The sequence below is a fragment of the Massilia sp. CF038 genome, from assembly GCF_900129765.1.
Taxonomy (GTDB): Bacteria; Pseudomonadota; Gammaproteobacteria; order Burkholderiales; family Burkholderiaceae_D; genus Telluria_A.
Window position 1 is genome coordinate 1,031,715 of the sequence record NZ_FQWU01000001.1, and the last position, 24,084, is coordinate 1,055,798.

The 24,084-nt window shown below is 63.7% G+C and carries 21 protein-coding genes; 14 read left to right on the forward strand and 7 right to left on the reverse strand.

Annotation, left to right across the window (positions count from 1 at the left end; genetic code table 11):
- Positions 1–2,247, reverse strand: coding sequence for an ATP-binding protein (locus BUC24_RS04725; RefSeq protein WP_073212952.1), 2,247 nt, complete (start codon positions 2,245–2,247; stop codon positions 1–3).
- A gap of 144 nt (positions 2,248–2,391) precedes the next feature.
- On the opposite strand from BUC24_RS04725, the gene BUC24_RS04735 reads away from it, so the two are divergent.
- The 4 genes from BUC24_RS04735 to BUC24_RS04750 all read left to right on the forward strand — a co-directional run bounded on the left by BUC24_RS04735 (position 2,392) and on the right by BUC24_RS04750 (position 9,002).
- Complete coding sequence (locus tag BUC24_RS04735; RefSeq protein WP_083598706.1) at positions 2,392–4,812, forward strand: hybrid sensor histidine kinase/response regulator; 2,421 nt, start codon at positions 2,392–2,394, stop codon at positions 4,810–4,812.
- 68 nt (positions 4,813–4,880) lie between these two features.
- Positions 4,881–6,548 carry a diguanylate cyclase gene (locus BUC24_RS04740; protein WP_229448030.1) on the forward strand — a complete coding sequence of 556 codons (1,668 nt, stop codon included), beginning with the start codon at positions 4,881–4,883 and terminating at the stop codon, positions 6,546–6,548.
- Positions 6,545–8,074, forward strand: coding sequence for a cryptochrome/photolyase family protein (locus BUC24_RS04745; RefSeq protein WP_073212953.1), 1,530 nt, complete (start codon positions 6,545–6,547; stop codon positions 8,072–8,074). The genes BUC24_RS04740 and BUC24_RS04745 overlap by 4 nt, the downstream gene beginning before the upstream one ends.
- A 13-nt stretch (positions 8,075–8,087) precedes the next feature.
- Positions 8,088–9,002, forward strand: a complete 915-nt coding sequence (locus BUC24_RS04750; protein ID WP_073212954.1) for a pyridoxal-phosphate dependent enzyme — start codon at positions 8,088–8,090, stop codon at positions 9,000–9,002.
- Between the two features lie 12 nt (positions 9,003–9,014).
- Here BUC24_RS04750 and BUC24_RS04755 read toward each other — a convergent pair whose 3' ends face one another.
- On the reverse strand, positions 9,015–10,331 hold the full coding sequence (locus BUC24_RS04755) for an esterase/lipase family protein (protein WP_073212955.1): 1,317 nt from the start codon (positions 10,329–10,331) through the stop codon (positions 9,015–9,017).
- Between the two features lie 94 nt (positions 10,332–10,425).
- Entirely contained in the window at positions 10,426–11,598 is a 1,173-nt protein-coding gene (locus BUC24_RS04760) for a dienelactone hydrolase family protein (protein ID WP_229448031.1), read from the reverse strand.
- 245 nt (positions 11,599–11,843) lie between these two features.
- Here BUC24_RS04760 and BUC24_RS04765 point away from each other — a divergent pair, with 245 nt between their 5' ends.
- Positions 11,844–12,479 (forward strand): tRNA-uridine aminocarboxypropyltransferase, encoded by a 636-nt coding sequence (locus BUC24_RS04765; protein WP_073212956.1) that lies wholly within the window; start codon positions 11,844–11,846, stop codon positions 12,477–12,479.
- Between the two features lie 108 nt (positions 12,480–12,587).
- Positions 12,588–13,712 (forward strand): PA0069 family radical SAM protein, encoded by a 1,125-nt coding sequence (locus BUC24_RS04770; RefSeq protein ID WP_073214796.1) that lies wholly within the window; start codon positions 12,588–12,590, stop codon positions 13,710–13,712.
- A gap of 66 nt (positions 13,713–13,778) precedes the next feature.
- On the opposite strand, the gene BUC24_RS04775 is transcribed toward BUC24_RS04770, so the two are convergent.
- Both BUC24_RS04775 and BUC24_RS04780 read right to left on the reverse strand, forming a co-directional pair.
- Positions 13,779–14,348 (reverse strand): gamma-glutamylcyclotransferase, encoded by a 570-nt coding sequence (locus tag BUC24_RS04775; protein ID WP_073212957.1) that lies wholly within the window; start codon positions 14,346–14,348, stop codon positions 13,779–13,781.
- A 42-nt stretch (positions 14,349–14,390) separates the two neighbouring features.
- On the reverse strand, positions 14,391–15,308 hold the full coding sequence (locus BUC24_RS04780; RefSeq protein ID WP_073212958.1) for a LysR family transcriptional regulator: 918 nt from the start codon (positions 15,306–15,308) through the stop codon (positions 14,391–14,393).
- An 87-nt stretch (positions 15,309–15,395) separates the two neighbouring features.
- On the opposite strand from BUC24_RS04780, the gene BUC24_RS04785 reads away from it, so the two are divergent.
- Genes BUC24_RS04785 through BUC24_RS04800 form a run of 4 tightly spaced genes read left to right on the forward strand, consistent with a single transcriptional unit; the run spans position 15,396 to position 18,240 of the window.
- Complete coding sequence (locus tag BUC24_RS04785; RefSeq protein WP_073212959.1) at positions 15,396–15,929, forward strand: VOC family protein; 534 nt, start codon at positions 15,396–15,398, stop codon at positions 15,927–15,929.
- Positions 15,930–15,931: 2 nt separating this feature from the next.
- A complete protein-coding gene (locus tag BUC24_RS04790; protein ID WP_073212960.1) occupies positions 15,932–16,957 on the forward strand; it encodes a fumarylacetoacetate hydrolase family protein in 1,026 nt (341 codons plus the stop codon).
- Entirely contained in the window at positions 16,954–17,601 is a 648-nt protein-coding gene (maiA, locus tag BUC24_RS04795) for a maleylacetoacetate isomerase (protein WP_073212961.1), read from the forward strand. Before BUC24_RS04790 ends, maiA begins: the two co-directional genes overlap by 4 nt.
- A 57-nt stretch (positions 17,602–17,658) precedes the next feature.
- Positions 17,659–18,240 carry an NAD(P)H-dependent oxidoreductase gene (locus tag BUC24_RS04800; RefSeq protein WP_073212962.1) on the forward strand — a complete coding sequence of 194 codons (582 nt, stop codon included), beginning with the start codon at positions 17,659–17,661 and terminating at the stop codon, positions 18,238–18,240.
- Between the two features lie 32 nt (positions 18,241–18,272).
- Here the strand turns inward: BUC24_RS04800 and BUC24_RS04805 are convergent, their stop codons facing one another.
- Entirely contained in the window at positions 18,273–19,136 is an 864-nt protein-coding gene (locus BUC24_RS04805; protein WP_073212963.1) for an AraC family transcriptional regulator, read from the reverse strand.
- A gap of 136 nt (positions 19,137–19,272) precedes the next feature.
- Here BUC24_RS04805 and BUC24_RS04810 point away from each other — a divergent pair, with 136 nt between their 5' ends.
- Positions 19,273–19,818, forward strand: coding sequence for a carboxymuconolactone decarboxylase family protein (locus BUC24_RS04810; protein WP_073212964.1), 546 nt, complete (start codon positions 19,273–19,275; stop codon positions 19,816–19,818).
- A gap of 228 nt (positions 19,819–20,046) precedes the next feature.
- Positions 20,047–22,032, forward strand: a complete 1,986-nt coding sequence (locus tag BUC24_RS04815) for an ATP-binding protein (protein WP_073212965.1) — start codon at positions 20,047–20,049, stop codon at positions 22,030–22,032.
- Positions 22,033–22,114: 82 nt separating this feature from the next.
- Here the strand turns inward: BUC24_RS04815 and BUC24_RS04820 are convergent, their stop codons facing one another.
- On the reverse strand, positions 22,115–22,558 hold the full coding sequence (locus tag BUC24_RS04820) for a CBS domain-containing protein (RefSeq protein WP_073212966.1): 444 nt from the start codon (positions 22,556–22,558) through the stop codon (positions 22,115–22,117).
- Between the two features lie 122 nt (positions 22,559–22,680).
- Here BUC24_RS04820 and BUC24_RS04825 point away from each other — a divergent pair, with 122 nt between their 5' ends.
- Both BUC24_RS04825 and iscR read left to right on the forward strand, forming a co-directional pair.
- A complete protein-coding gene (locus BUC24_RS04825; RefSeq protein ID WP_073212967.1) occupies positions 22,681–23,451 on the forward strand; it encodes a uracil-DNA glycosylase family protein in 771 nt (256 codons plus the stop codon).
- A gap of 135 nt (positions 23,452–23,586) precedes the next feature.
- Positions 23,587–24,066 (forward strand): Fe-S cluster assembly transcriptional regulator IscR, encoded by a 480-nt coding sequence (iscR, locus tag BUC24_RS04830; RefSeq protein WP_073212968.1) that lies wholly within the window; start codon positions 23,587–23,589, stop codon positions 24,064–24,066.
- Positions 24,067–24,084 lie beyond the last annotated feature (18 nt).

Sequence of the window (24,084 nt, forward strand, 5' to 3'; positions counted from 1 at the left end):
TTAACTTTGTGGTTCTTTGGGGATGCTGAATGAGAAGGTGGCGCCTTCGCCAGGACGCGATTCGGCCCACACCCGGCCGCCATGGCGCTCGATGATGCGGCGCACATTGGCCAGGCCGATGCCGGTGCCCTGGAAGTCTTCCATGCGGTGCAGGCGCTGGAACACGCCAAACAGCTTGTGGACGTAATCCATATTGAAGCCGGCCCCGTTGTCGGCCACCGAGACGATCCATTCGGCGTCGTTTTCGCTGGCGCTGATGCGGATTTCGGCCTTGTCTTTCTGGCCGGTGAATTTGACCGCGTTCGACATCAGATTGTAGAGCGCCAGCTGGAGGAAATTGGGGTCGGCGCGCATGGTCGGCAGCTCGCCGATGTCCCAGTGGATATCGCGCCCGCGCATGTCGATCGAGAGCTTGTCCATGCACGAGTTGACCATGTCGCGCATGGGGAAACTGGTGGGGCGCAGGGCCGCCCGGCCCATTTGCGAAAAACTGAGCAGGTCGTCCACCAGCTTGCCGGCCAGGCGCGCGGAATCCTTGATGTTCTTTAGGAAGCGCTGGCGTTTGTCCAGGCTGTCGTTGCCGGCCGCGTCCAGCAGCAGATCGGAAAAGCCGACAATGTGGCGCAGCGGCGCGCGCAGATCGTGCGAGACGGAATACGAAAACGCTTCCAGCTCCTTGTTGGCGCGCCCCAGTTCTTCGGCCAGCTCGGCCATCTGCTCGGCGCGTTCAAGTGCAATCCCGATCAGGGCGCTGCGGAATTCGAGCGCCATTTCTATTTCGCCGCTGTGCCAGGGCGCGCTGGTGCCATGGATGGTCTCGCGCCATGCCGCAAACGACTGGCGCGGTGACAGCTGGGCCGCCTGGCTGCCGCCGGCCGGCTTGTCGTACGGGCTGCCGGCCCAGTCAATGGTGTGCACCACTTCGGGCCGGAACCACAGCAGGTAGTGCTTGTGGATGCGCGAGATCGGCATGGCCATCACGCCGCTGGCGTTGGCGGTCAGGGCCGCGCCCGGCGCGTACACCCCGGCCAGATGGTCGGTGTGGAACAGGTCTTCGTGCGAGTTCAGGTCGAGCCAGCCGACCAGGGCCCGGATGTCAGCTTCGGCGGGCGCGTCACCATAGGTCAGCAGGCGGTCGTCAAACAGGACCGCGGCCCCGCCAGCGCGCGCAAAGTGCAGCAGTTGCGGGAACACGGCAGTGATGTTGTCGGTGAAGTCGGCGCTTTGGGTCAGGCCGGCCAGCATCGAGACCATCACGCGCCGCACGTCCAGGCGGAAGGTCAGTTCGTCGGCATCTTCGCGCGCGGCAATGCACATGGCCAGGATCTGGCCCAGCTGCTCGCAGGCGGTGCGGTTATCGAAGGGCACCGCACACGGCGTGGCATGGTGGCATGAAATCAAACCCCACAGCTTGCCCTTGACCATCAGCGACACCGACATCGACGCCAGTGTGCCCATGTTGCGCATGTACTGGAGATGGATGGGCGAGACGCTGCGCAGGGATGCGAACGACAGATCGTTGGGTGCGCCCGTGATCGGATTCAGGGGCGGCACCAGGCGTGCCGGCGTGTAGTTGGCATCCTGGATCAGGCGGATCCGGTTGAGCATGTATAGCTCGCGTGCCTGGCGTGGGATGTCGCTGGCCGGGAAGCGCTGGCCCAGGTAGCTGTGGTAGGCCTCGTCGCGGCATTCGGCCAGTACCTGGCCGTGGCCGTCGGCGTCAAATTGATACGCCATCACGCGCCCGAAGCCGGTGATGGCGCGAATTTCCTGGCACGCCAGGCGGCTCATTTCCTCGACCGTGGCGGCCTCGTTCAGTTTCAGCAGAAAGTCGCTGACGCGACGGTACAACTGGCGCAGATCGGACGTGCCGGCGGTCGGAATGGCTTCAAATTCCAGCAGCAGGGCGCTGTCGTAGTAATGCGCCAGCACATTGAACTGGCCTTGATTGGCCAGCGTGATGTGGCACAAAAAGACAGGGCGCTGGCCGATTTCCGCTTGTGCCACATGGCGGGCCAGTTGCGCGCCATTGTCGGCACCGATGACCGCGGCCAGCGGCTGGCCGATGGCGCTGGCGGCGTCGATGCCGGTCAGGGTGGACAAATTCTCGCTGGCTTGAAGCAGGAGCAACTCTTTGGTGAGGGATAGCAGAAAGCCATGCGGCTGAATGCTGCCGGGGGTTCGGATCGGTTCTTTGTCGCACAGCGACAAGTCCAGATCGACAGTCTCGGGGGTGGCCTCGTTCATCGGTATTTACGGTTTGCGGCGGGATCAGGGCCGCAAATTTCAAAAACGGAATTGTACTTTAATCACAACGAAATGTTCCGCACGGTTCGCGTGAAATGCGCTGATGTGTGATGGAAAACTTGTTGTTCGTGCGACAATTCGTCGATGAGCCTAGCCCCTGATTTCGAAGCGCTGTTCCGCGCCTCTCCCTATCCCCACATGGTGGTGAACCGCGACCTGAATTTTGTCGCTGCCAATGACGCCTATCTGCGCATTCTGGGCCGCGTCGGCGTCGATCTGCGCGGCCAGTATCTGTTCGCCGCGTTTCCGGACAATCCGGACGATCCCGCTTCCACTGGCATTGGCCTGGTGCGCGATTCGATCCTGCGCGCCTTTGAAACGGGACAGCCGCACACCATTGCCTTCGTGCGTTATGCGATCGCGCGCGAAACGGCCGACGGTACCGTGTTCGATGAGCGTTACTGGAGTACGGTGCACACGCCGGTCGCGGGCCCTGACGGGCAGACGGCCTTCGTGATGCAGAACTCGATCGAAGTGACGGAGCTTTACCGCTTCGACCGTGATTCGCACGTCGCTTCAGTGGCGCAGGCGCCGCGCCTGGCTGAGCGGCCCGACCATTTCTACCAGGCCCAGATGCATGAAGCGATGATGCGCATCGTCAACGACGAGCGCAGCCATTTGCGCGGCCTGTTCAACCAGGCGCCCGGCTTCATCGCGGTGCTTTCCGGCGAGCGCCATGTGTTCGAGATGGTGAACCAGGCGTATTACCAACTGGTGGGGCACCGCGAATTGATCGGCAAACCCGTGTGGCAAGCCTTGCCCGAGGTGAGCGGTCAAGGTTATGACGCCTTGCTCGACGGCGTCTACAGCACCGGCGAACCCTTCGTCGGGCGCAACCTCAAGGTACAGCTGCAGCCGGTCCCGAACGGTCCCTTGATCGAGCGCTTCATCGATGTGCTGTACCAGCCCATGAAAAACAAGGAGGGGCGCGTCAGCGGCATTTTCGTGCAGGGCCACGACGTGACCGACGCTCACACCGCCCAGCTGGCCGAGATGGAAAGCGCCGAGCGCCTGTCCGAAGGCATGAATGCAGCCCAGATGATGGTGTGGGACTGGGAGATTGGCACCCGCAAAATGGTGTTTTCCGACAATGCACAACTGGTGCTGGGGCGCAGCGAAGGCAATATCGACGTCATCAGCGAATCGATTCACCCGGAAGACGCGGCGCGTCTGCGCAGCGAGCGCGAACGTGCCATCGCCGAGTGCGGCGGCTACCGCGAGATCGTGCGCTTCCGCCGGCCCGACGATGGCCGCATGCTGTGGCTGGACATTCGCGGCAAAGTGCGCTGCGACGCCGAAGGCAAGCCATTTTCAGTGCGCGGCGTCACGCTTGACGTGACCGACCGCATCCGCGCCGAGGAGGATTTGCGCGACGCGCACCGCCGCAAGGATGAATTCCTGGCCATGCTGGCGCACGAACTGCGCAATCCGCTCGCGCCCATCAGCTCGGCCGCGCAGCTGCTGCGCCACGTGCGCCACAGCGAGCAGCGGCTGGCAGAAATCACCGACATCATCATCCGTCAGGTCGGTCACATCACCGGTCTGGTGGACGATCTGATCGACGTCTCGCGCGTCACGCGCGGGCTGATTTCGACCGAGCAGCAGCCGCAGGACCTGCACCGCATCATTGGCGACGCGCTGGAACAGGTGCGCCCGCTGATGCTGACGCGGCGCCACCAGCTGAGCGTGGAGCTGCCGGCCAACCCGGTGCGCATCATGGGCGACCAGAAGCGCGTGGTGCAAGTGCTGACCAACCTGCTCGGCAACGCGGCCAAGTACACGCCCGAAGGCGGCATCATCGACCTGTCGATGCAGTACGACGACACGCACGTGCATTTGCGCCTGCGCGACAACGGTATCGGCATCGAACCGGACCTGCTGCCGCGCGTGTTCGACCTGTTCACCCAGGGCGAGCGCAGCGCCGACCGCGCGCAGGGCGGGCTGGGCGTCGGCCTGGCAGTAGTCAAGAGTCTGGCGGAACTGCATGGCGGCCAGGTCAGCGCGGCCAGCGAAGGCCGGGGCAAGGGCAGCACCTTCACGCTCACCCTGCCGCTGTTGTGCGCCGGCCCAGAGCTTGCCGCATTGCCGGTCGAGGCGGACGTGCCCGGCCCGCAACGGCCGATGCGCATCATGGTCGTCGACGACAACCCCGACGCGGCCTGCATGCTCTCGATGCTGCTCGAGCAGAGCGGCTACAGCGTGAGCACCGAAAACACGCCCGAGGCGGCGCTGGCGCGGGTGGCAGTCGAAGCGCCCGATGTCTGCCTGCTCGACATCGGCTTGCCCGGCATGGATGGCTACCAGCTGGCACGGGCGCTGCGTGCGCTGCCCGGGATGGAAGGCGCGACGCTCATTGCCATCACCGGCTATGGCCAGGAGCAGGACCGCCGCAAGACGGCCGAAGCGGGCTTCCAGCATCATCTGGTCAAGCCGGTGGACAGCGCCGAGCTTGGTGCGCTGCTGCAGGGCCTGGCGGCGGCACGCTGGGAGGCTGTTCCGGTCTGACGGGCATGCTACACTTTGCTCTCCTTGTTCGAGCGCGTGGCCCGATGCTTTTGCCGAGATTTCGTTCCTTGCATGCGACCTTCGCCGTCACCTTGCTGGCGCTGCTGTGCGTCGCAATGCCAGCCTCGGCCGACCCAGCCAGGCGCCAGGTGCTGGTGCTGTATTCGCTCGGTTCCGATTCGGCCTCGGCCTGGCAATCACGCCTGAACGCCGGCATCGCGCACGAAGTCGGTGGCGGGCAGGGCACGGATGTGCCGGAGGTATTTGATGAGCGGCTCAACGGCGTGCGCGTGGGCGAATCGGCAGCGCTGGCCGCCATGGCGCCTTATCTGCAGACCAAGTACGCCGGTCTGCGCTTCGACGCTGTCATCGCCGAAAACTACCAGGCTTGCCGCTTCCTGAGCGAGCATCCCGACCTGTTTCCCGGTGTGGCCCGCTTTTATGTAAACCATGGCCGCCGCGGCTGGAAGCCGGCCGATGGCACCGGCATGGAAATCGACTTCGATTTCGAGCGCGCCATTGCCGTCATTCCGCGCTCGCTGCCCGACGTCAAACGCATCGTGGTGGTCGGTGACCCCACGCCACGCGGGCAGGAATGGATCAACGGCGTGCGCGCCGTGGCCCCGCAATATGCGGGGCGCATCGCCTTCGAATTCTGGGACCGCCAAAGTTTCGCGCAGCTGTATCAGCGCGCGGCAACCCTCGGCCCCGACAGCGCCATTTACATGTTCCCGACCTACGCCGACAGCGAGGGCGCGCCCGGCATGCCGGCAGTGGTGGCGCGCAAGCTCGCCGCCAGCGCGCATGTGCCGGTCTATACCTACGTCGATTCCCTGATCGTGCCGGGCATCGTGGGTGGCTACGTGGTCAGTGGCGAGCGCGTGGGGCGCGCGATCGGACGCCTGGTCAAGGGCCAGCCAGCCGACCTGGCCCAGGTGCAGACCACCATTTTTGACTACCCGCTGGCGCGCCGCTTCGGCATGACGGAGCTGGAAGGCGTGCACTGGCTCAATGCCGAGCGCAGCGTGTGGGATCTGTACCGCTGGCAGATCATTGGCGGCATCTCGCTCATCGCCTTGCAGGCGCTGCTGATTTCAGCGCTGATGCTGGCGCTGCGCGGCCGCCGCCGCGCCATGGATGCCCTTGGGCGCGAGCGCGAGCAACTGGAAGACGCGGTGGCCCAGCGCACGCTGGAGCTGCAGGCGGCCAACAGCGCACTGGAACAGCAAGTGACCACCGATGCCCTCACTGGCATTGGCAACCGGCGCCGCATGACCAGCCAGATCAATGCGGAACTCGAACGCACGCGCCGCACCGGCAATCCGCTGTCGCTGCTGATGGTCGATATCGATCACTTCAAGAACGTCAACGACAGTTTTGGCCACGACGCCGGCGACCGTGCCATTGTGGCAGTGGCGATTGCGCTGGCGGTCGACTTGCGCGGCATCGATTCGGTGGCCCGCTTCGGCGGGGAGGAGTTCGTGGTCCTGCTGCCCGAAACAGGGCTGGACCGGGCCTGCGACGTGGCCGAGCGCCTGCGCGCCTCGATTGCAGCGCTGCGCCTGGACGACGGCGATCGCACCATCGAGCTGACCATCAGTATTGGCGTGGCCTGTGCGGGCGGGCGTGGCAGTGCCGACAGCCCCTCGGCGCTGCTCTCGCGCGCCGACCGCGCCCTGTATCAGGCCAAGGCGGAAGGGCGCAACCGCGTGGTGCGCTCCGAGGAACGCGCGTGACCATCCTGCGCCTGGTTCTGGGCGACCAGCTCAACCCTGTGCACAGCTGGTTCGACACAGTGCGCGACGACGTCGTCTACACCCTCATGGAAGTGCGCCAGGAAACCGACTACGTGCATCATCACGCGCAAAAGATCATCGCCGTGTTTGCCGGCATGCGCGCGCTGGCCCGCACCCTGTCGCAGCGCGGGCACCGCGTGCATTATCTGGCCATTGACGATCCGGCCAACCTGCAGGCGCTGCCGGCCAATCTGGACTGGCTGCGCGCCCACTACCAGGCCAGCGCATTTGAATACCAGGCGCCCGACGAATGGCGCCTGGACCAGCAGCTGGCGGCCTATGCCGATGCCTGGCCCGGGCCTGCGCGCATGGTCGACAGCGAGCATTTTCTGACCGCGCGCGACGAGGCGCAGCGCATCTTTGCCGACCGCAAGCAATGGCTGATGGAGTACTTCTATCGGCAGATGCGCCTGGTGCACAAGGTGCTGGTCGAGCCGGGCAACAAGCCCGCTGGCGGCCAGTGGAATTTTGACCACGACAATCGCAAGCCCTGGCGCGGCACGCCGCCCGAGCCGCACGACACCCGCATTCAGCACGATCACACGGCCTTGTGGGACACCATCTGCCAGGCTGGCGTGGGCAGCTTTGGCCGCCCCGATGCGGCGCGCATCGTATGGCCGCTGGACCGCGAACAGGCGCTGACCCACCTGGACGCCTTCATCCAGCATGGGCTGCCGCATTTTGGCGACTTTCAGGATGCCATGAGCAGCAAGGCGTCGCGCCTGTTCCATTCCATGCTCTCGTTTGCGCTCAATACCAAGATGCTGCATCCACGTGAAGTGATTGCCGAAGCCGAAGACGCCTGGCGCGCCGGCCACGCGCCACTGCATGCGGTGGAAGGCTTCATCCGCCAGATTCTGGGCTGGCGCGAATACGTGCGCGGCGTGTACTGGGCCCACATGCCCGGCTACGAGCAGCACAATGTGTTCGGCCACACGCTGGCGCTGCCGTCCTGGTTCTGGGACGGCAAAACCAGCATGAACTGCATGCGGCATGCGATTGGCCAGTCGCTTGACGACGCCCATGCCCATCACATTCAGCGCCTGATGGTGATCGGCAATTTCGCCTTGCTGGCCGGGCTGGACCCGGCCCAGGTGCACCAGTGGTACCTGGGGGTGTACATCGACGCCTTTGAATGGGTGGAAGCGCCCAACACGATCGGCATGAGCCAGTTTGCCGATGGCGGCCTGCTGGCCACCAAGCCGTATGTGTCCAGCGCAGCCTACATCGACCGCATGAGCGACTATTGCAAGGGCTGCCGCTACGACAAGAAGGCGCGCCTGGGGCCGGATGCCTGCCCCTACAACGCGCTGTACTGGGATTTTTTCGATCGCAATGCCGAGCGCCTGCAAGGCAATCAGCGGCTGGCGATGGTGTACCGCAATCTGCACAATATGGACGAGCAGGCGCGCGACGGGATCCGCACACAGGCAGCCGGCCTGCGCGCGCGGCTGGACCAACTTTAAAGACGGACAAGGCATGGCACTGCATATTGAAACCCCGCTGATTGAATCAGGCGCACTGGCAAGCGCACAACGCAAGGTCTGGCTCAAGATGGAAGCGCTGCAGCCGCCAGGGTCCTTCAAGATCCGCGGCATTGGCTACGCGTGCGAACAGTACGTGCAGCGCGGCGCACGCCGCTTCATCAGTTCCTCGGGCGGCAACGCGGGCATTGCCGCCGCCTATGCGGGGCGCCGCCTGGGTGTGCCAGTGCTGGTGGTGGTGCCCGAAACGACCAGTGAGCGCGCCCGCGCCCTGATCGCGCGCGAGCAGGCCAAGGTCATCGTGCACGGCGCCAGCTTCCAGGAAGCCAATGCCCATGCCCTGTCGCTGGTAGGGGAGCAGGATGCCTTTATCCATCCCTTTGATGACCCGTTGCTGTGGCAGGGGCACGCCAGCATGATCGACGAAGTACGCCGTGCCGGTGTGGTGCCCGACGCCGTGGTGTTGTCGGTCGGTGGCGGGGGGCTGTTGTGCGGGGTGCTGCAGGGCTTGCGCCGCAATGGCTGGGAGAAGTTGCCTGTCATTGCCGTCGAGACGGCCGGTGCCGATTCGCTGGCCCAGGCCATGGCAGCTGGCGAACGAATCGTCTTGCCGGCCATTGCCAGCATTGCCACCTCGCTCGGTGCGCGCCAGGTGGCGCAACAGGCGTTCAACGAGGCGCGCACGCACGGCGTGCGCAGCGTGGTGCTGAGCGACGCCGCCGCGGTAGCGGCCTGCATCCGCTTCATGGACGATCAGCGCGTCGTGGTGGAACCGGCCTGCGGCGCGGCGCTGGCCGCCGTGTATGGCGCCGTGCCCCAGCTGGATGGCTGCCACAACGTGCTGGTGATTGTGTGCGGTGGCGTGACCGCCAGCGTGGCGCAGTTGCAGGCCTGGTCCGAGCGCGCCTAGCGCGCGTGCTGCTTACAGCGCGTACAGCATGGCGGCGATCGAGTCATAGATCGGATACACCCGCGGCCCTGACTTGGGCCAGCCGATCATGTCGAAATGGTCGTAGGTGCGGTGCGTGCCAAGGAAATTCCAGCTGCCCTTGACCGACACGCCGTCGTAGTCACGCACTGGCTGCCCGGCCGGTGCGCGCATGCTGACCGTGTTGACCACCCCATCGTTGGGAAACCAGCGGCTGTCGACGATGACCCGCGCCGGATCGGACTGCGTGTACGCGCCCAGGCCATGGCGGCCGATCGAAGGCACGATCCATTCGCCGGCATACGGTTTGGTCAGCGGCGCCATGTCGCGCCGTGGGTACTGGTACTTCTGGCGCTGGAAAAAGGCGATGCCGCGATCGGTGTCGTTGCAGCACAGTGCACCGGCCTCGGTGCCGGTATTGGCCACCGAGTAGTAGTAGACATGGGGCGAGGTCTTGACCCAGGCGTTGAATTCGCGCGCGCCGTCCGGCCCCATTTCCCACTGGGCCGAGTCGAAATTATCCTGATTCCAGAAGGGCGAGGCCATGGCCCGTTCCAGGTAGCTGCTGTCCGGTTCGTTGGGATGGCGTTCAATGCCGAACTGCTGCAGCTGAAAGTCCAGCGTCTGGCCGACGCCGCCAGCGCTGGCAATGGCGCCGATTCCTGCGGCCAACTGGGCGATGTGCGGCCCGAAATTGCCCATCGCATCGCGCAGGCTGGTGCCATCGTGCGGGGCGGCCAGCGTGGTGGCGCTGACGACCCAGCCGATCTTGCCGCCTTTGTACAGTTCGCCGCCGCCTTCGTCGCCATGCGGCGAGCCGTTTTCCAGCAACTGGATCAGCGCGCGGATGGTTTGCCCGCCCTGGCTATGGCCCAGCAGGTGCACGGGATGGCTGGCATCCCAGGCCGGGTACAGGGCCAGCGGATAATTTTCGGGATTGTGGGACGGGTCGGTGGCCCAGCACTTGCCCGCCGGGCGGCGCTCGGCCGTGTGTTCGGCGCGCGCCTTGTGCACGCTGCCGTAGTCGACACAGCCGCCCTTGATTTGATAATACAGCTCGGCACTGCGGTCCCAGCTGGAACTGATCGACCCGACCGAGGCGACCAGAATGGCGTGCTGGCCGCGCTGTTGGCGCATGTGCTCGGCAATGTCATCGAAACCGCCCCAGTATTTGAAGCCGGTGCGTTTGTATTGTTCCGGCCCGAAACCGAGAAAGCCGTGCACCAGAACGATGGGGAAATTGTTTGCGGCCGCGGCCGGTTGTGAGCAGGCCAGCAGGCAGGCGGCCAATGCAATAGTGCGTAGAGACATGGCGTACTTCCGGTAATGGAGGGCGCCACCATTTTTAGGCAAGAACGACAGCCCGGCTTTGCACCGGGCTAAACATCGGTTTAAAAAATCTGTATCAGGGACTGCCGACCTGACCGCTGCCACCCACTGCCGTGGCCGCCGTATCAACCGGCGTGCTGCCTTGCCACACCACATAGTCATCCACCGAGTACAGCTTGCAGGGCTGATTGCTTTTCTTGCCGCAGGTTTCCAGCGCGCGCGCATCGGGATTTTCCCCTTCTTCGGCCCAGCACCAGTCGCCCGTGGGCGAGACGGCAAAGGCGCGCGGCGTCATTCGCGCCAAATACTCGCGATAGGCTTCGCGCCCGCTCGCTTGCAGATAGGGTACGGCAGCAATGTCATCGAGCCGCGCAAAATTGGTTTTCGGCAGGGGCGGCGGGGTGATCACGGCATACTTTTCTTCCGTCGGCATGCCCACTTCGCGCAGGAAAGGCTCGGTTTCCTTCCACCAGATTTTTTCACCGTCACGGCTGGCAATCATGCCATGCGAATCACGCTTGAAGACACCAAATTCGTGCAGGCGCGCATGCCCGCCCTGGCCCACATACGCGCCATACATGCGGCTGACAAGATCAGGGCCGAACAGGGAATCATTCACGCCATACATCCACAAGCTGGGCACCTTGCTGTTGGCGCCATAGTTGGCAAACGCTTGCACCAGCTCGCCGCGCCAGTCGCAGCCGGCGCCATCGTCGCGCAGGCCGCCGGCAAAATTGATCAGGCCGCGTACGCCGGGTACGTCGCGCGTCCCCAGGGCGATGGTTGCCAGACCACCATACGACTGGCCGGCCACGACAATGCGGTCGCTGTCGATCCATTTCTGCTGGCGTGCAAAGGCAATGGTCGACAGCACATCGTCGGCTTGCGCCTGGCCGTTGGCGGTCATATTGCAACCGTGATTGGCGTAGCTGCCGCTGGAATTGGCAAAGCCCTGGCGCATCGGCACCAGCACGGCATAACCGCGCTTGACGAAGGCCGTGGCCATGTAAATGAAGCGGTCGCGCTGCTGATATTGGGGTTCGCCCGTGTCTTTCCCGTGGTTGATGATCAGCAGCGGGAAGGGGCCAGGGCCGTTGGGGCGGAACACCGTGGTCTGCAGACGCGCCTGGCCATCGCTGCCGGCCGGAACCATGATGATTTGTTCATTCAGACGGGCATCGATGGCCAGTTCTTGCTCGACTGCCAACAACGGGGTGAAGCACAAGCAGGCGAGGGAAATGCTGGCCACACTGTGCGCAAACCGGCGCACGCGCGATGAGAACTTGGTAACGATGATGAGGCTCCCGATGGATTGGATTGCCGAAAGGAATGTATCGATTCTATGCAGGAGTATTTTGCAGAGCAATACTGGATTGCTAATTTCGGGCAACAAAATTGAAAAAACTGCGCACCATTTCCACAAGCGTTAGCAGGCTGTTCATGCTCCCGTGGTTTTGTTGGTAACATGCGGCCACGCCACCCTTGAAAGCTTGTTTGTCCGCTCATGCCCCTCTCCCGGCGCGCGCCATCTGCGCGCAATGTCAGCGTCCGCAGTCGGCCTGCATTTGTGCCTGGATTGCGCCCGTTGTCAGCCAGGCACGCTTGTTGATACTTCAGCATCCGATGGAAGTGGCGCATGCCAAGGGCAGCGCCCGGCTGCTGCATTTGAGTGTGGCCGGATCGATGCTGGTGGCGGGCGAAACCTTCGCTGCCGACACGCTGCATGCCTTGCTCACGCAGGAAGGACGCAGCGCGCTGCTGCTGTACCCGGAACTGGCTGGGGAAGCGGCGCTGGGCCTGGCATCTCCGGCACCGCTTGCGCCCGGCCTAACGGCGGATCCAACGCGGATCTTGCTGGTGGTACTGGACGCAACGTGGCGCAAAAGCCGCAAGATGCTGTATCTGAATCCACAACTGCAAGCCTTGCCGCGCCTGCCCTTGCGCGCGCCACCGCCCTCGAATTATCTGATTCGCAAGGCACATGCCCCGAATCAGCTGTCGACGCTGGAGGCGAGCTGCCACGCGCTGGCGCAACTGGAAAATGCGCCTGCGCGGTATGCACCCTTGCTGGACAGTTTCGGGCGATTTGTTGCCTGTTACCAGAACACGGGCGGGACGCTGGCACGCTAGAAAAGGGGCGCTTGAACTGGCGCGGGCGCCGATGTACACTACTGTATATTCATACAGTATGCAGGTGAGAGCGTGTCCGACCCCAACGATCAGTCCGAAGAGCGCGTCATGCTGCCGCCGCGGCCGTTGTCCGCGCAAAAGGGCAGGGGAGCGGTGTCCAACTTGCAGGGCAGGTACGAGGTCAACAGCCGTGAAGCGGTTGACGACGGCTGGGCGCGCGAGGAGGATGCGCCGCTGCCGTTCAAAACCCAGGTCACTGACGAGTTCGCCAAGAGCATCCTCACCCGGAACAGTTCGCCTGACATCCCGTTCAATGTATCGCTCAATCCGTATCGCGGCTGCGAGCATGGCTGCGTCTACTGTTTTGCGCGGCCCACGCACAGCTATCTGGGATTGTCGCCCGGCCTGGATTTCGAAAGCCGCCTGTTCGCCAAGGTCAACGCGCCCGACCTGCTGCGCCAGGAACTGGCCAAGGCAGGCTATCGCCCCGAACCCATTGCCATTGGCGTCAACACCGACGCTTACCAGCCGTGCGAGCGCGAGCTGCGCATCACGCGCCGGGTACTGGAAGTGCTGCACGACTGCGCCCACCCGGTTGCGCTGATCACCAAGTCCTCGCTGATCGAGCGCGATCTCGATTTGCTGGCGCCCATGGCTGCCAAGGGGCAGGCGATTGCCGCCATTACGCTGACCACGCTGGACCCGGCCATTTCGCGCACGCTCGAGCCGCGCGCAGCAGCCCCTGCAAGGCGCCTGCGCACCATCCGCACGCTGGCCGAGGCCGGCATCCCCGTGCGCGTCAGCGTGGCACCGGTCATCCCCTTCGTGACCGAGCCCGAGCTCGAACGTGTGCTGGAAGCGGCGCGCGAAGCGGGCGCCGTCAGCGCCCATTACGTGGTGCTGCGTTTGCCATGGGAAGTCAATCCTTTGTTCCAGCAATGGCTGGAGGCGCACTTCCCCGAGCGTGCGCAGCGCGTCATGAACCGCGTGCGCGACATGCGCGGCGGTAAGGATTACGACAGCGATTTCAGCACGCGCATGCACGGCGAGGGCGTGTGGGCCGACCTGATACGCCAGCGTTTCGACAAAACGGTCAAGCGACTGGGCATGCATCTGACCAGCGGGCGGTTTGCCGAGCTCGATGTGTCCCAATTCAAACGGCCGCAGGTGGTGCCCCCGGCGTCGCGCAAGCAATGTGGGAATGCCACCGGTCAGTTCGATCTGTTTTCGTAGCAATACCACGGCGTGCCATTTGCGTGCGCGCTGCCCACGCAGACAAGCAAGTGGCGACCAGCTGCTTTACGTGGAAGGCAGCTGGCGCAAATGCTGTTCGATGGTGAACACGTGCGCGTCGTCCTTGCCCAGTTCGCGCAGCGCATCGGCCAGGTCAAACAGGTAGTCGCGATTGTGGCCGGACGGGCCGCTCGCACGCGCGATGTGCAAGGCGATATCAAGCTCGGTTGCGGCGCCCAGAAAAGCCTCGTTGTCCTCGGTCGCAATGTAGACGAGGCCCAGGGCGCTGTCGCCATCCTCGAAAAAAATGTCGGTCGCCAGGCGCAGGTAACCGTTCTTTTCGCGATGATCGAGATGGGTGAATACTTCAGGGGTGATCAGGTAAGCCATGCCGTAGCATTCGGCGCCTGCGTCCTGCACCAGCGTGACCACGCGGCCAGGTGCGGTTTCAGTACCGCGATGGTCGTGCGAGCCCTGCCAGAAGCGGCGCGACCAGTTGCGGATGCTGGCAGCGCGCCGCTCGATGAACGGGAAGTCCGCCTTGAAGATCAGCGAGCCATAGCCGAACAGCCAGACGCTGTGGTGACCGTCGAAGGTGTCCATCTGCTGATTGATGGCGATCGTGTTGTGCGACATAGGTATCTCTGTTCCGGTATCTCTGCTTCGGTCCAGCGGCCATTATAAAGGCGGCGGGATATTCCAGTCGTGGGCCTCGACGCACTTGAACAGGTAGCGGATGAAGCTTTCGGCTGCCGGCGACAGCGAACGGTTCTGACGCCGGTACACAAAAAAGCGGCGCGTCAGGGCCGGCTCGTGCAGCTGGCGCATGTGCAGCTGATGCAAGCGCACCAGCGGTTCGGCGTAGGGCAGGCAGACCGTCACGCCAAGGCCGGCGCTGACCATCGCCAGCGCTGTCGTCATGAACGTCACTTCGTTGGCCGGGTTGAGCGAGATGTCGCGCAGGGAGCTGTGCATGTCGCTGAGCAGGCGCTCGGTGAACTGGCCCTGCAGCGCAATGAGCGGATGATCCGACAGGTCAGACCAGGTAACGCGGTCGCGTGCCTGCAGCGGGTGATCCTGCGGGAATACCAGCACGAAGGGCATCTCGAACAGGACCGCTGCATCGATCTGCGCGCTGGCAGCGCGCTCCGGCCCCACCGCCACATCCACTTCGCCGCTCTGCACGCGCGCCGTCACATTCTCGACTGCGCAATCGACCAGGCGCACCTGGATCTCCGGATGGGCCGCGCGGTAGCCGGCAATCACTTGGGGCAGCAGCGTGCACGACATCAGCTGCGGGGCGGCGATGCGCACCACGCCTTTTTTCAGCTGCGACTGGTTGGCGATGTCGAGCAGGGCGCCATCGAGATCATCGATCATTTTTGAAAACAGCGGCGTCAGTTCGCGCCCCACCTCGGTCAGGGCGATCTTGCGGGTGCTGCGGTCAACCACGCGAATGCCGAGCGTCTGCTCCAGCTCCTTGATCAGGCCCGACAGTGCCGACTGGGTGACGTGCATGTATTCGGCTGCCAGGGTAAAGCTGCCGGTGCGGGCCAGGGCCACCAGGGCGCGCATCTGGCGTAACGTGGGATTCATTGGATAATCCGATAATTCGCTTGAAAAATATTGTTTGTATGATAGTTCGTTTTGCCTTCTAATAGTGGGATCGAACTGGAGGACAGCATGAAAATTCAACGCATTCACCACGTGGCTTACCGCTGCAAGGACGCCAAGGAAACGGTCGAGTGGTACGTCAAGCACCTGAACATGGACTTCGTGCTGGCCATCGCCGAAGACGAAGTACCGTCCACCGGCGCTTACGATCCCTACATGCACGTGTTCCTCGACGCCGGCAACGGCAATGTGCTGGCCTTCTTCGAGCTGCCGCTGCAGCCGGGCATGGGCCGCGATGAAAACACCCCGGCCTGGGTTCAGCACCTGGCGCTGGAAGTGGACTCGATGGAGGCGCTGCTGGCGGCCAAGGAGCGTCTGGTCGCCGCCGGCATCGATGTGCTGGGACCAACCAATCACACCATCTTCAAGTCGATCTACTTCTTTGACCCCAACGGGCACCGCCTCGAACTGGCCTGCAATACCGCCACCGAAGAAATGAAGCAAAAGCTCGACGACGTCAAATGGGACATGCTCAACGAGTGGGCCCAGACCCGCAAAGCACCCAAGCACGCAGCCTGGATGCACGAAAAAACCAAGGACTGAACATGAAGCTCGCAACACTCAAGACCGACAGCCGCGACGGCGCGCTGGTGGTCGTCAGCCGTGACCTGACACGCTACCAGAAGGTGCCAAAAATCGCCGCCACCTTGCAGTTCGCACTCGACAACTGGGACATGGTGGCCGAACGCCTGCAAGCCGTGTACTTGGCCTTGAACGACAACGCCACCTGGGATGCCCAGCCCTTCGACGAGGCGCTGTGCCACTCGCCGCTGCCGCGCGCCTACCAGTGGGCAGACGGCTCGGCCTACATCAACCACGTGGAACTGGTGCGCAAGGCGCGCAATGTCGACGTGCCTGCCTCCTTCTATACCGATCCCTTGATGTACCAGGGCGGTTCGGATTCCTTCATCGGCCCGCGCGACCCGATCTGGGCCTTGTCCGAGGACTGGGGCATCGATCTCGAAGCGGAAGTGGCGGTCATCACCGGCGACGTGCCGATGGGCGCCAGCGTGGAGCAAAGCGCGGCCGCCATTCGCCTGGTCATGCTGGTCAACGATGTCTCGCTGCGCAACCTGATTCCGGCCGAACTGCTCAAGGGTTTCGGCTTCTTCCAGTCCAAGGCCGCGAGCGCGTTTTCGCCGGTGTGCGTGACGCCCGATGAACTGGGCGCCGACTGGCAGGACAGCAAACTGTGCCTGCCGCTGAACGTGCAGGTCAATGGCCGCCCGTTTGGCTGCCCGAATGCGGGCGTCGACATGACCTTCAATTTTGCCCAGCTGGTGGCGCACGCGGCGCGCACGCGCGAGCTGGCTGCCGGCACCATCATTGGTTCCGGCACGGTGTCCAACAAGCAGGGCGACCTGCATGGTTCCAGCATCGACAACGGCGGCGTGGGTTACTGCTGCCTGGCCGAAGTGCGGATGTACGAAACGATTGAGCAGGGCGCGCCCAAAACGTCCTTCCTGTGCTTTGGCGACAGCGTGCGCATCGAGATGTTCGACGCGGCCGGCGCCAGCATCTTTGGTGCGATCGATCAGCCGGTCAGGCATTACCAGGAGCGGGCAACGTGAAACTGTACGACTACTTCCGCAGTTCCGCCGCCTACCGCGTGCGCATCGGCCTCAATCTGAAGGGGCTCGGTTACGAATCGATTCCGGTGCATCTGGTGCGCGACGGCGGCGAGCAGCTCCAGCCCGCATACCGGGCCATCAATCCCAGCGCCCTGGTGCCGGCCTTGCAGGACGATGGCGTCACGCTGACGCAGTCGCTGGCGATTCTGGAATACCTGGACGAAGTCCATCCGCTGGCGCCGCTGCTGCCGCGCGACGCGCTTGGCCGCGCGCGGGTGCGCGCGCTGGCGCTGATGATCGGCTGCGACATCCACCCGATTAACAACCTGCGCGTGCTGCGTTACCTGGTGAATCAGGCAGGCCTGAGCGAGGACGCCAAGAATGCCTGGTACACGCACTGGGTGCAGGAAGGCTTTGCCGCCCTGGAAGCTCAGCTGGCAGACTCTGCCGAACTGGGCCGTTTCTGCCATGGCGACAGCCCGACCATTGCCGACTGCTTCCTGGTGCCGCAGGTGTTCAATGCGGTGCGCTTCAACATCGATATGACCCCGTATCCGATCATTGTGCGCATCGACGCCGCGCTGCGCGAGCTGCCTGCATTTGCCGCCGCCCATCCGTCTGTTCAGGCCGACGCGACGCCCTGACGGAACCATGCCCGCCACCGCGCTGTCTGAATCAGGTGCGGTGAACGGGAGAGTGGCATGGCCAAGCGCATCCTGCTGATTCAGGGGCATCCTGATTTATGCCAGGATCATCTGTGTCACACGCTGGCCGATGCCTACGCCAACGGCGCGGCCGCAGCAGGCCACGAACTGCGCCGCACCACCGTCGCCGAGCTCGATTTCCCTCTGTTGCGCAGCCAGCACGAGTGGGAGAAGGGCGCCTTGCCGCAAGGTTTGCTCACCGCACAGAACGATATCGTCTGGGCACAGCACATGGTCATCTTCTTCCCCTTGTGGCTGGGCGACATGCCGGCCTTGTTCAAGGGGTTTCTCGAGCAGGTTGCACGGCCCGGCTTTGCCTTTGCCGGTGACAAACCGCTGAACAAAAAGCCGCTGGCCGGGCGGTCGGCGCGCGTGGTGGTCACCATGGGCATGCCGGCGCTGCTGTATCGCTTGTATTTTCGTGCCCACAGCATCAAATCGCTCAAGCGCAATGTCCTGCTGTTTGTCGGCATCAAGCCCGTGCGGCACACCTTGATCGGCATGGTGGGCAACGCCCGGCCTGACAAAGTATCGGACTGGGCGCTCAAACTGCAGGACCTGGGGCGGCGCTGCGGCTAATTGACCTGGTGATGCGTCGTGCCTGTGCAAGGTCATGCGCCAGCCGGCAGCGTTGCCAGCCACGCCCGTGGCGACATGCCGACCCGCTGCGCAAACACGCGCGACAGGGCAGACGCATTTGCGTAGCCCAGCTGGTCGGCCACCAGCTTGACCGCGTCGCCACGGCGCAGGCGCGCTTTGGCCAGCGCCAGCCGCCAGTCGGTCAGATAGTCGGCAGCGGTGCTGCCCACCACGTCCTTGAAGCGCACCGCAAAAGCACTGCGCGACATGCCCGCTTGCTGCGCCATCGATTCCAGGGTCCATGGCTGGCCCGGTTTTTCGTGCAGCGCGGTCAGCGCGCGCGCCAGGGCCGGGTCGCCCAGGCCCGCCATCATGCCTTGTGAAATGCCGCATTCCTCCGGATGGTCCAGCATCCAGCGCAGCAGCTGCACCAGCACCACTTCAAACAGGCGGTCGGCCAGCAGGCGCTGGCCGCAGCGCGCGCGTTCAGCTTCGCCGAACAGCAGCGTCAGTGCATCTTCCAGACCGTCCACCTGGGCCAGCGGAATGACAATCAGTGGCGGCAGCGCCCGCACGATGGGGTGCTCGCCGTCGTCGGCAAAATTGACGGCGGCGCAGACGAAATCGGATCCGCCAACCGGCGCGTTGTGGAAGGTATGCGTCAGTGGGCGCGGATAAAACAGCAGCGTCGGCTCGCGAATGGCCAGTTTGCGCAGCACCCCGTCGCGCGCATGGTGGGTCACCGCCATTTCGCCACGCCGCAGCAGGTGCAAAAAACCGCGCCCTGGCACGGCCTCGAATTTGTCCACGCCGCACAGCGGACCGGCATGGAACAAGTGGGTGCGCACGCGAAAGCGCTCCAGCAGGGCGGATAAACGGTCGGGCGGCATTGTCATATTGGACGATTTGGTATGTTTTAGCGATGTAATGATACCTTTAGTTCAGCCTTTACGCAGAAAATGGCTCTTGTCGGCACATGCAACCGGCATCAACCACAACGGATCACTGATCCACTGACACGAAAGGCTTTCCATGACCCGCATTCCTTTGATCGATCCCGCCACCACCAGCGGCACCCGCGCAGCGATTCTGGCGCAGATCCAGGCTGGCTTCGGCGCCACCCCGAATATGTTCAAGGCCGTCGCCAATTCGCCCGCCGCGCTGGGCGCCATGTGGGGCGCGTTCGGCGCACTGGGCAAAGGCACCCTGGGCGCCCAATTGGGCGAGCAGATCGCCGTCGCTGTCGCGCAGCAGAACCAGTGCACCTACTGCCTGGCCGCGCATACGGCGCTGGGCAAGGGGGCCGGACTCACGGCGCAGCAGCTGACGGCGGCGCAGGCGGGCCAGTCCAGCGATCCGCGCGTGGCTGCGGCACTCGACTTTGCGCGCAAGCTGGTGGAACGCCGCGGGCAGGTGAGCGAGGCCGACGTGGCCAGCTTGCGCGCGGCAGGCTATGGCGACGAGCAAATCGTCGAGATCCTGGCCCATGTCGCGCTCAATATCTTCACCAATTATGTGAACGTGGCATTCGACGTGCCGCTGGACTTTGCGGCAGTGCCCTTGCTGCAGACGGCCTGACACGCCGCGGCCGTGTTGGCTGGCGCCGTCGGCCCAGGCGCTTGTGCCAGAAACCAACGGCCGCGACCGCTGCGTCGCGTAGAATTCGAGGTTCCCCGGGCGGCCTGCCGGCAATTGCCAGTCGGCAAGCAAGCCGGGCAGCCCGGTTCAGCGCCGGTTTTCCCGACCTTCACGCCACGCATGCTTAGACCGCCCGACCTTGAATCCTGTCCCCTCAGCGAGCTGGACATGTACCGTTTCCTGCTGGCCCTGGATGACGCCATCCGTGGCTTGCTCGCGCCCCAGGAAATCACCCAGACGGCAGCAGCCATGCTGGGACGCTTTCTGGGCGTGCAGCGCTGCGCCTATGCCCATGTCGATCAGCAGCAGGGTACCTTCACAGTCACTGGCGACTACGTCAATGGCGTGCCCAGCATCGTCGGTCAATACCGCAGCGACAATTTTGGCGCGGCGTTTGTGCAGCTGAGCGAAGCTGGGCTGCCGTACGTGGTCAATGACACCGAGTCCGATGCGCGCGTCGCGGATGTACGCGACGCTTACCGCCAGATTGCTATTCGCGCCGTGATCAGCGTACCGGTGTTGAAAGAAGGGCGCTTTGTCGCCGGTATGGCCTTGCATCAGAACGCGCCGCGCATGTGGCAGGCGCAGGAAATCAAGCTGCTCGAACTGGTGGCCAGCCGCTGCTGGGAGTCGATCGAGCGCAGCCGCGTTACCCAGGCCTCGATCGAGAGCGAAGCCAAATTCCGCACGATCACCAATGCCATGCCGCAGATGGTCTGGTCGACCCTGGCCGATGGCAATCACGACTACTTCAATCAGCAGTGGTACGAGTACACCGGTGTGCCACGCGGTTCGACCGACGGCGCCGGCTGGAACGGCATTTTTCACCCGGACGACCAGGCCCATGCCCGCGAGCGCTGGGCGCATTCGCTGGCCACCGGCGAAACCTATGAAATCCAGTATCGCCTGCGCCACCATTCGGGCCAATATCGCTGGGTGCTGGGGCGCGCCTTGCCGGTGCATGACGAGCATGGCGCCATCATCCGCTGGATGGGCACCTGCACCGACATCGATGCGCAAAAGCGTGCCGAAGTGGAACTGCGCGAAATGAACTCGCGCAAGGACGAGTTTCTGGCGATGCTGGCGCACGAGCTGCGCAATCCGCTCGCGCCCATTGCCTCGGCGGCGTATCTGCTCAAGCTGGGCAAGAGCGACCCGGCCCGCATCGAGCAGGTCAGCGACATCATCACGCGCCAGGTACACCACATGACAGCACTGGTGGACGACCTGCTTGATGTGTCGCGCGTGACGCGTGGACAAATCGAACTGGAACAGCACCCCGTTGATCTGAACGCCATGGTCATCAGCGCCATTGAGCAGGCGCGCCCGCTGATCGACTTGCGCCAGCACCATCTGCATCTGGACGCCGGTCCCGCAGGCCTGACCGTGTGTGGCGACCGCACCCGCCTGGTGCAGGTGGTCGCCAATTTGCTAAACAATGCAGCCAAGTACACCAGCCAGGGTGGCCAGATCGGCCTGGTGCTCGCAAGCGAAGGCGCACATGCCCGCATCACCGTGACCGACAATGGTTCCGGCATCGAGCCGGGCTTGCTGCCGCACATTTTCGACCTGTTCACGCAAGGTGCGCGCACGCCCGACCGCGCGCAAGGCGGCCTGGGACTGGGGCTGACATTGGTAAAAAGTATCGTAACCCTGCATGGCGGGACCGTCACCGCCGACAGTGATGGCGCAGGCAAGGGAAGCCGCCTGACCATCACGCTGCCTTTGCGCGGCGCCAGCCAGCCCGTCACTGCGCAGGCGGCACCACCCGTGGCGCAGCCCGTGCGCCCGGCCCGGCTCTTGATCGTGGACGACAACGTCGATGCGGCCGAATCGTTGCGCGCGCTGCTGGTAGCGCAAGGGCATGCGGTGCAGGTGGCCAGCGAGCCGCATCGCGCGCTCGCCCTGGCGCTGGCCGAGCCGCCCGATATCTACATTCTCGACATCGGCTTGCCCGACATGGACGGTTACGAACTGTCACGCCGTCTGCACGCGCAGCCTGGCAATGCGGGCGCCATGTTCATCGCGCTGACAGGGTATGGGCAAGGAAACGATCTGGTGCTGTCGAAGAAAGCGGGCTTTGACTACCATTTCATCAAACCACTTGATATGCAGGCGTTTCACGCGATTCTTGCGGGAAGGAAAGAGCGCTAATGCGCCAGTTGATCCCCCCGCGGGCAGATCAACGCGGCGCAAGATAGACGGACGCTGGCAGCAACGCCGCGCCCGCGCTGCATCAGTGCGCCGTCGAACGGTCCGGTTCGGACGGCGACGAGATTTCTTCCAGCGCCTGCTCGATGCCTTTGGACTGTTTGGTGGCCATGTCGCCCAGCGACACGATGCCAACCAGGCTGTGCGACTGCTGGTCCACTACCGGCACGCGGCGAATCTGCACATTGCCCATCTGGCCCAGCACTTCGTCCACCGACTGGGTCGAATAGCAGGTGCGCACATCGGTGCTCATGACGTCGGCCACGCGCGTGGTTTCCGGCGACTGGCCAGCTGCTGTGGAGCGCACCGTGATGTCGCGGTCGGTGACCATGCCAACCAGCTTGTCGCCGTCGCAGACGGGAATCGAGCCGACATTGAATTCGTCCATCAGCTGCGCGGCGCGGCGTACGGTATCGGTTGGGGCAATGCGCTGCACGTCGCGGGTCATTACGTCTTGAATTGTTTGCATCAGAATCTCCAGGTTGGTGTGGTACGGGTTTTGTCAATAATGCACGTTTTTGCAAAAAGCCGACGCCCCGTTGAACCGACCCCGCCTGCGCTACAATCGCGCCTTTGCCTCGTCCAACACGCATGAACCCCACCATTCCGCCCATTCTGATTGATGCCTTGTCGCGCGCCCACCCCAGCTGGCAGCCCCACTTGCGCGCTGGCCTGGAGGCGGTTGCGCACGCCAATCCCGCCTATCTGCCGGCGCTGGCGCTGGACGACTATTTGCCCACGGATCAACGCCTGTTTGCCGCCTTTGCCTTGCCGCTGTCGGCAGTGCGCTACGTGCTGGTGGGAGAGGGACCATATCCGCGTGCTGAAAGCGCCACTGGCGTCTGTTTCATGGATGGGGCGGTGGGCAGCCTGTGGTGCGAGAGCGGTCTGTCCAAGCCGGTGAACAAGGCCACCTCGCTGCGCAATTTCATGAAGATGCTGCTGGTGGCCGAGGGCAGGCTGGCTGCTGGCGATACGGGTGGCGCGGCCATGGCGCCGGTGGCCGCGCGCGCCGCCGCCGATGGCAGCATCCAGACCCTGGCCGAGCTGCAGGACAACCTGACCGGGCAGGGCTTCCTTCTGCTCAACGCCTCGCTGGTGTTTCGCAAGACGGTGGCGCCGGTGGTCGATGCGCGGGCCTGGCTCCCGTTTCTGCAGACAATACTCGCCGCGCTGCTGGGCAATGCCACGGCGCCGACATTAGTGCTTTGGGGGAAAATTGCAGAGCAAATCAGGAAGTTGCCGGATGTCGAACAGTTTCCGCAACTGGTGTCGGAACACCCATACAACCTGAGCTTTATTGAGCACGCCGGGATGCAGGATTTCTTCCGGCCGATGAAGTTGCTTATCGCCAAGAAGTGACCCGGTCAAAACGGGCCCTCCCAAGACAAAGCCCCACGATTTTGTTATACTTGACTAAATCGTTCAACTAATCGGCCTTTTCCAGGCGCGCATTGGCTTGAGCAAGGGCAATATTTTAACAGATTCGGGGTCGTGATGCGTCTGACAACCAAAGGCCGTTTTGCCGTTACAGCAATGATCGATCTTGCCCTGCGCCAGGGCAAGGGCCCGGTCACGCTCGCCGGCATCAGCCAGCGGCAAGCCATCTCCCTGTCCTATCTGGAGCAACTGTTCGGCAAGCTGCGGCGCCATGAAATCGTCGAATCGATCCGCGGTCCCGGTGGCGGTTACAGCCTGGCGCGCCGCGCCGACAAGGTCACCGTGGCCGACATCATCATTGCCGTGGACGAGCCGCTCGACGCTACCCAGTGCGGCGGCAAAGAGAACTGCCACGGTTCGGACGCGGCCACCGGCGCGCGCTGCATGACTCACGAGCTGTGGGCCACGCTGAACGAAAAAATGGTGGACTACCTCGACTCGGTCTCGCTGCAAGACCTGGTCGACCAGCAGCACCAGAAGAATTCTGAACAAGTCGTCGTCATGCACCGCAATCCGGCTGCAGTGGCACAAAATTGAAGCATATTGGAGTGAACT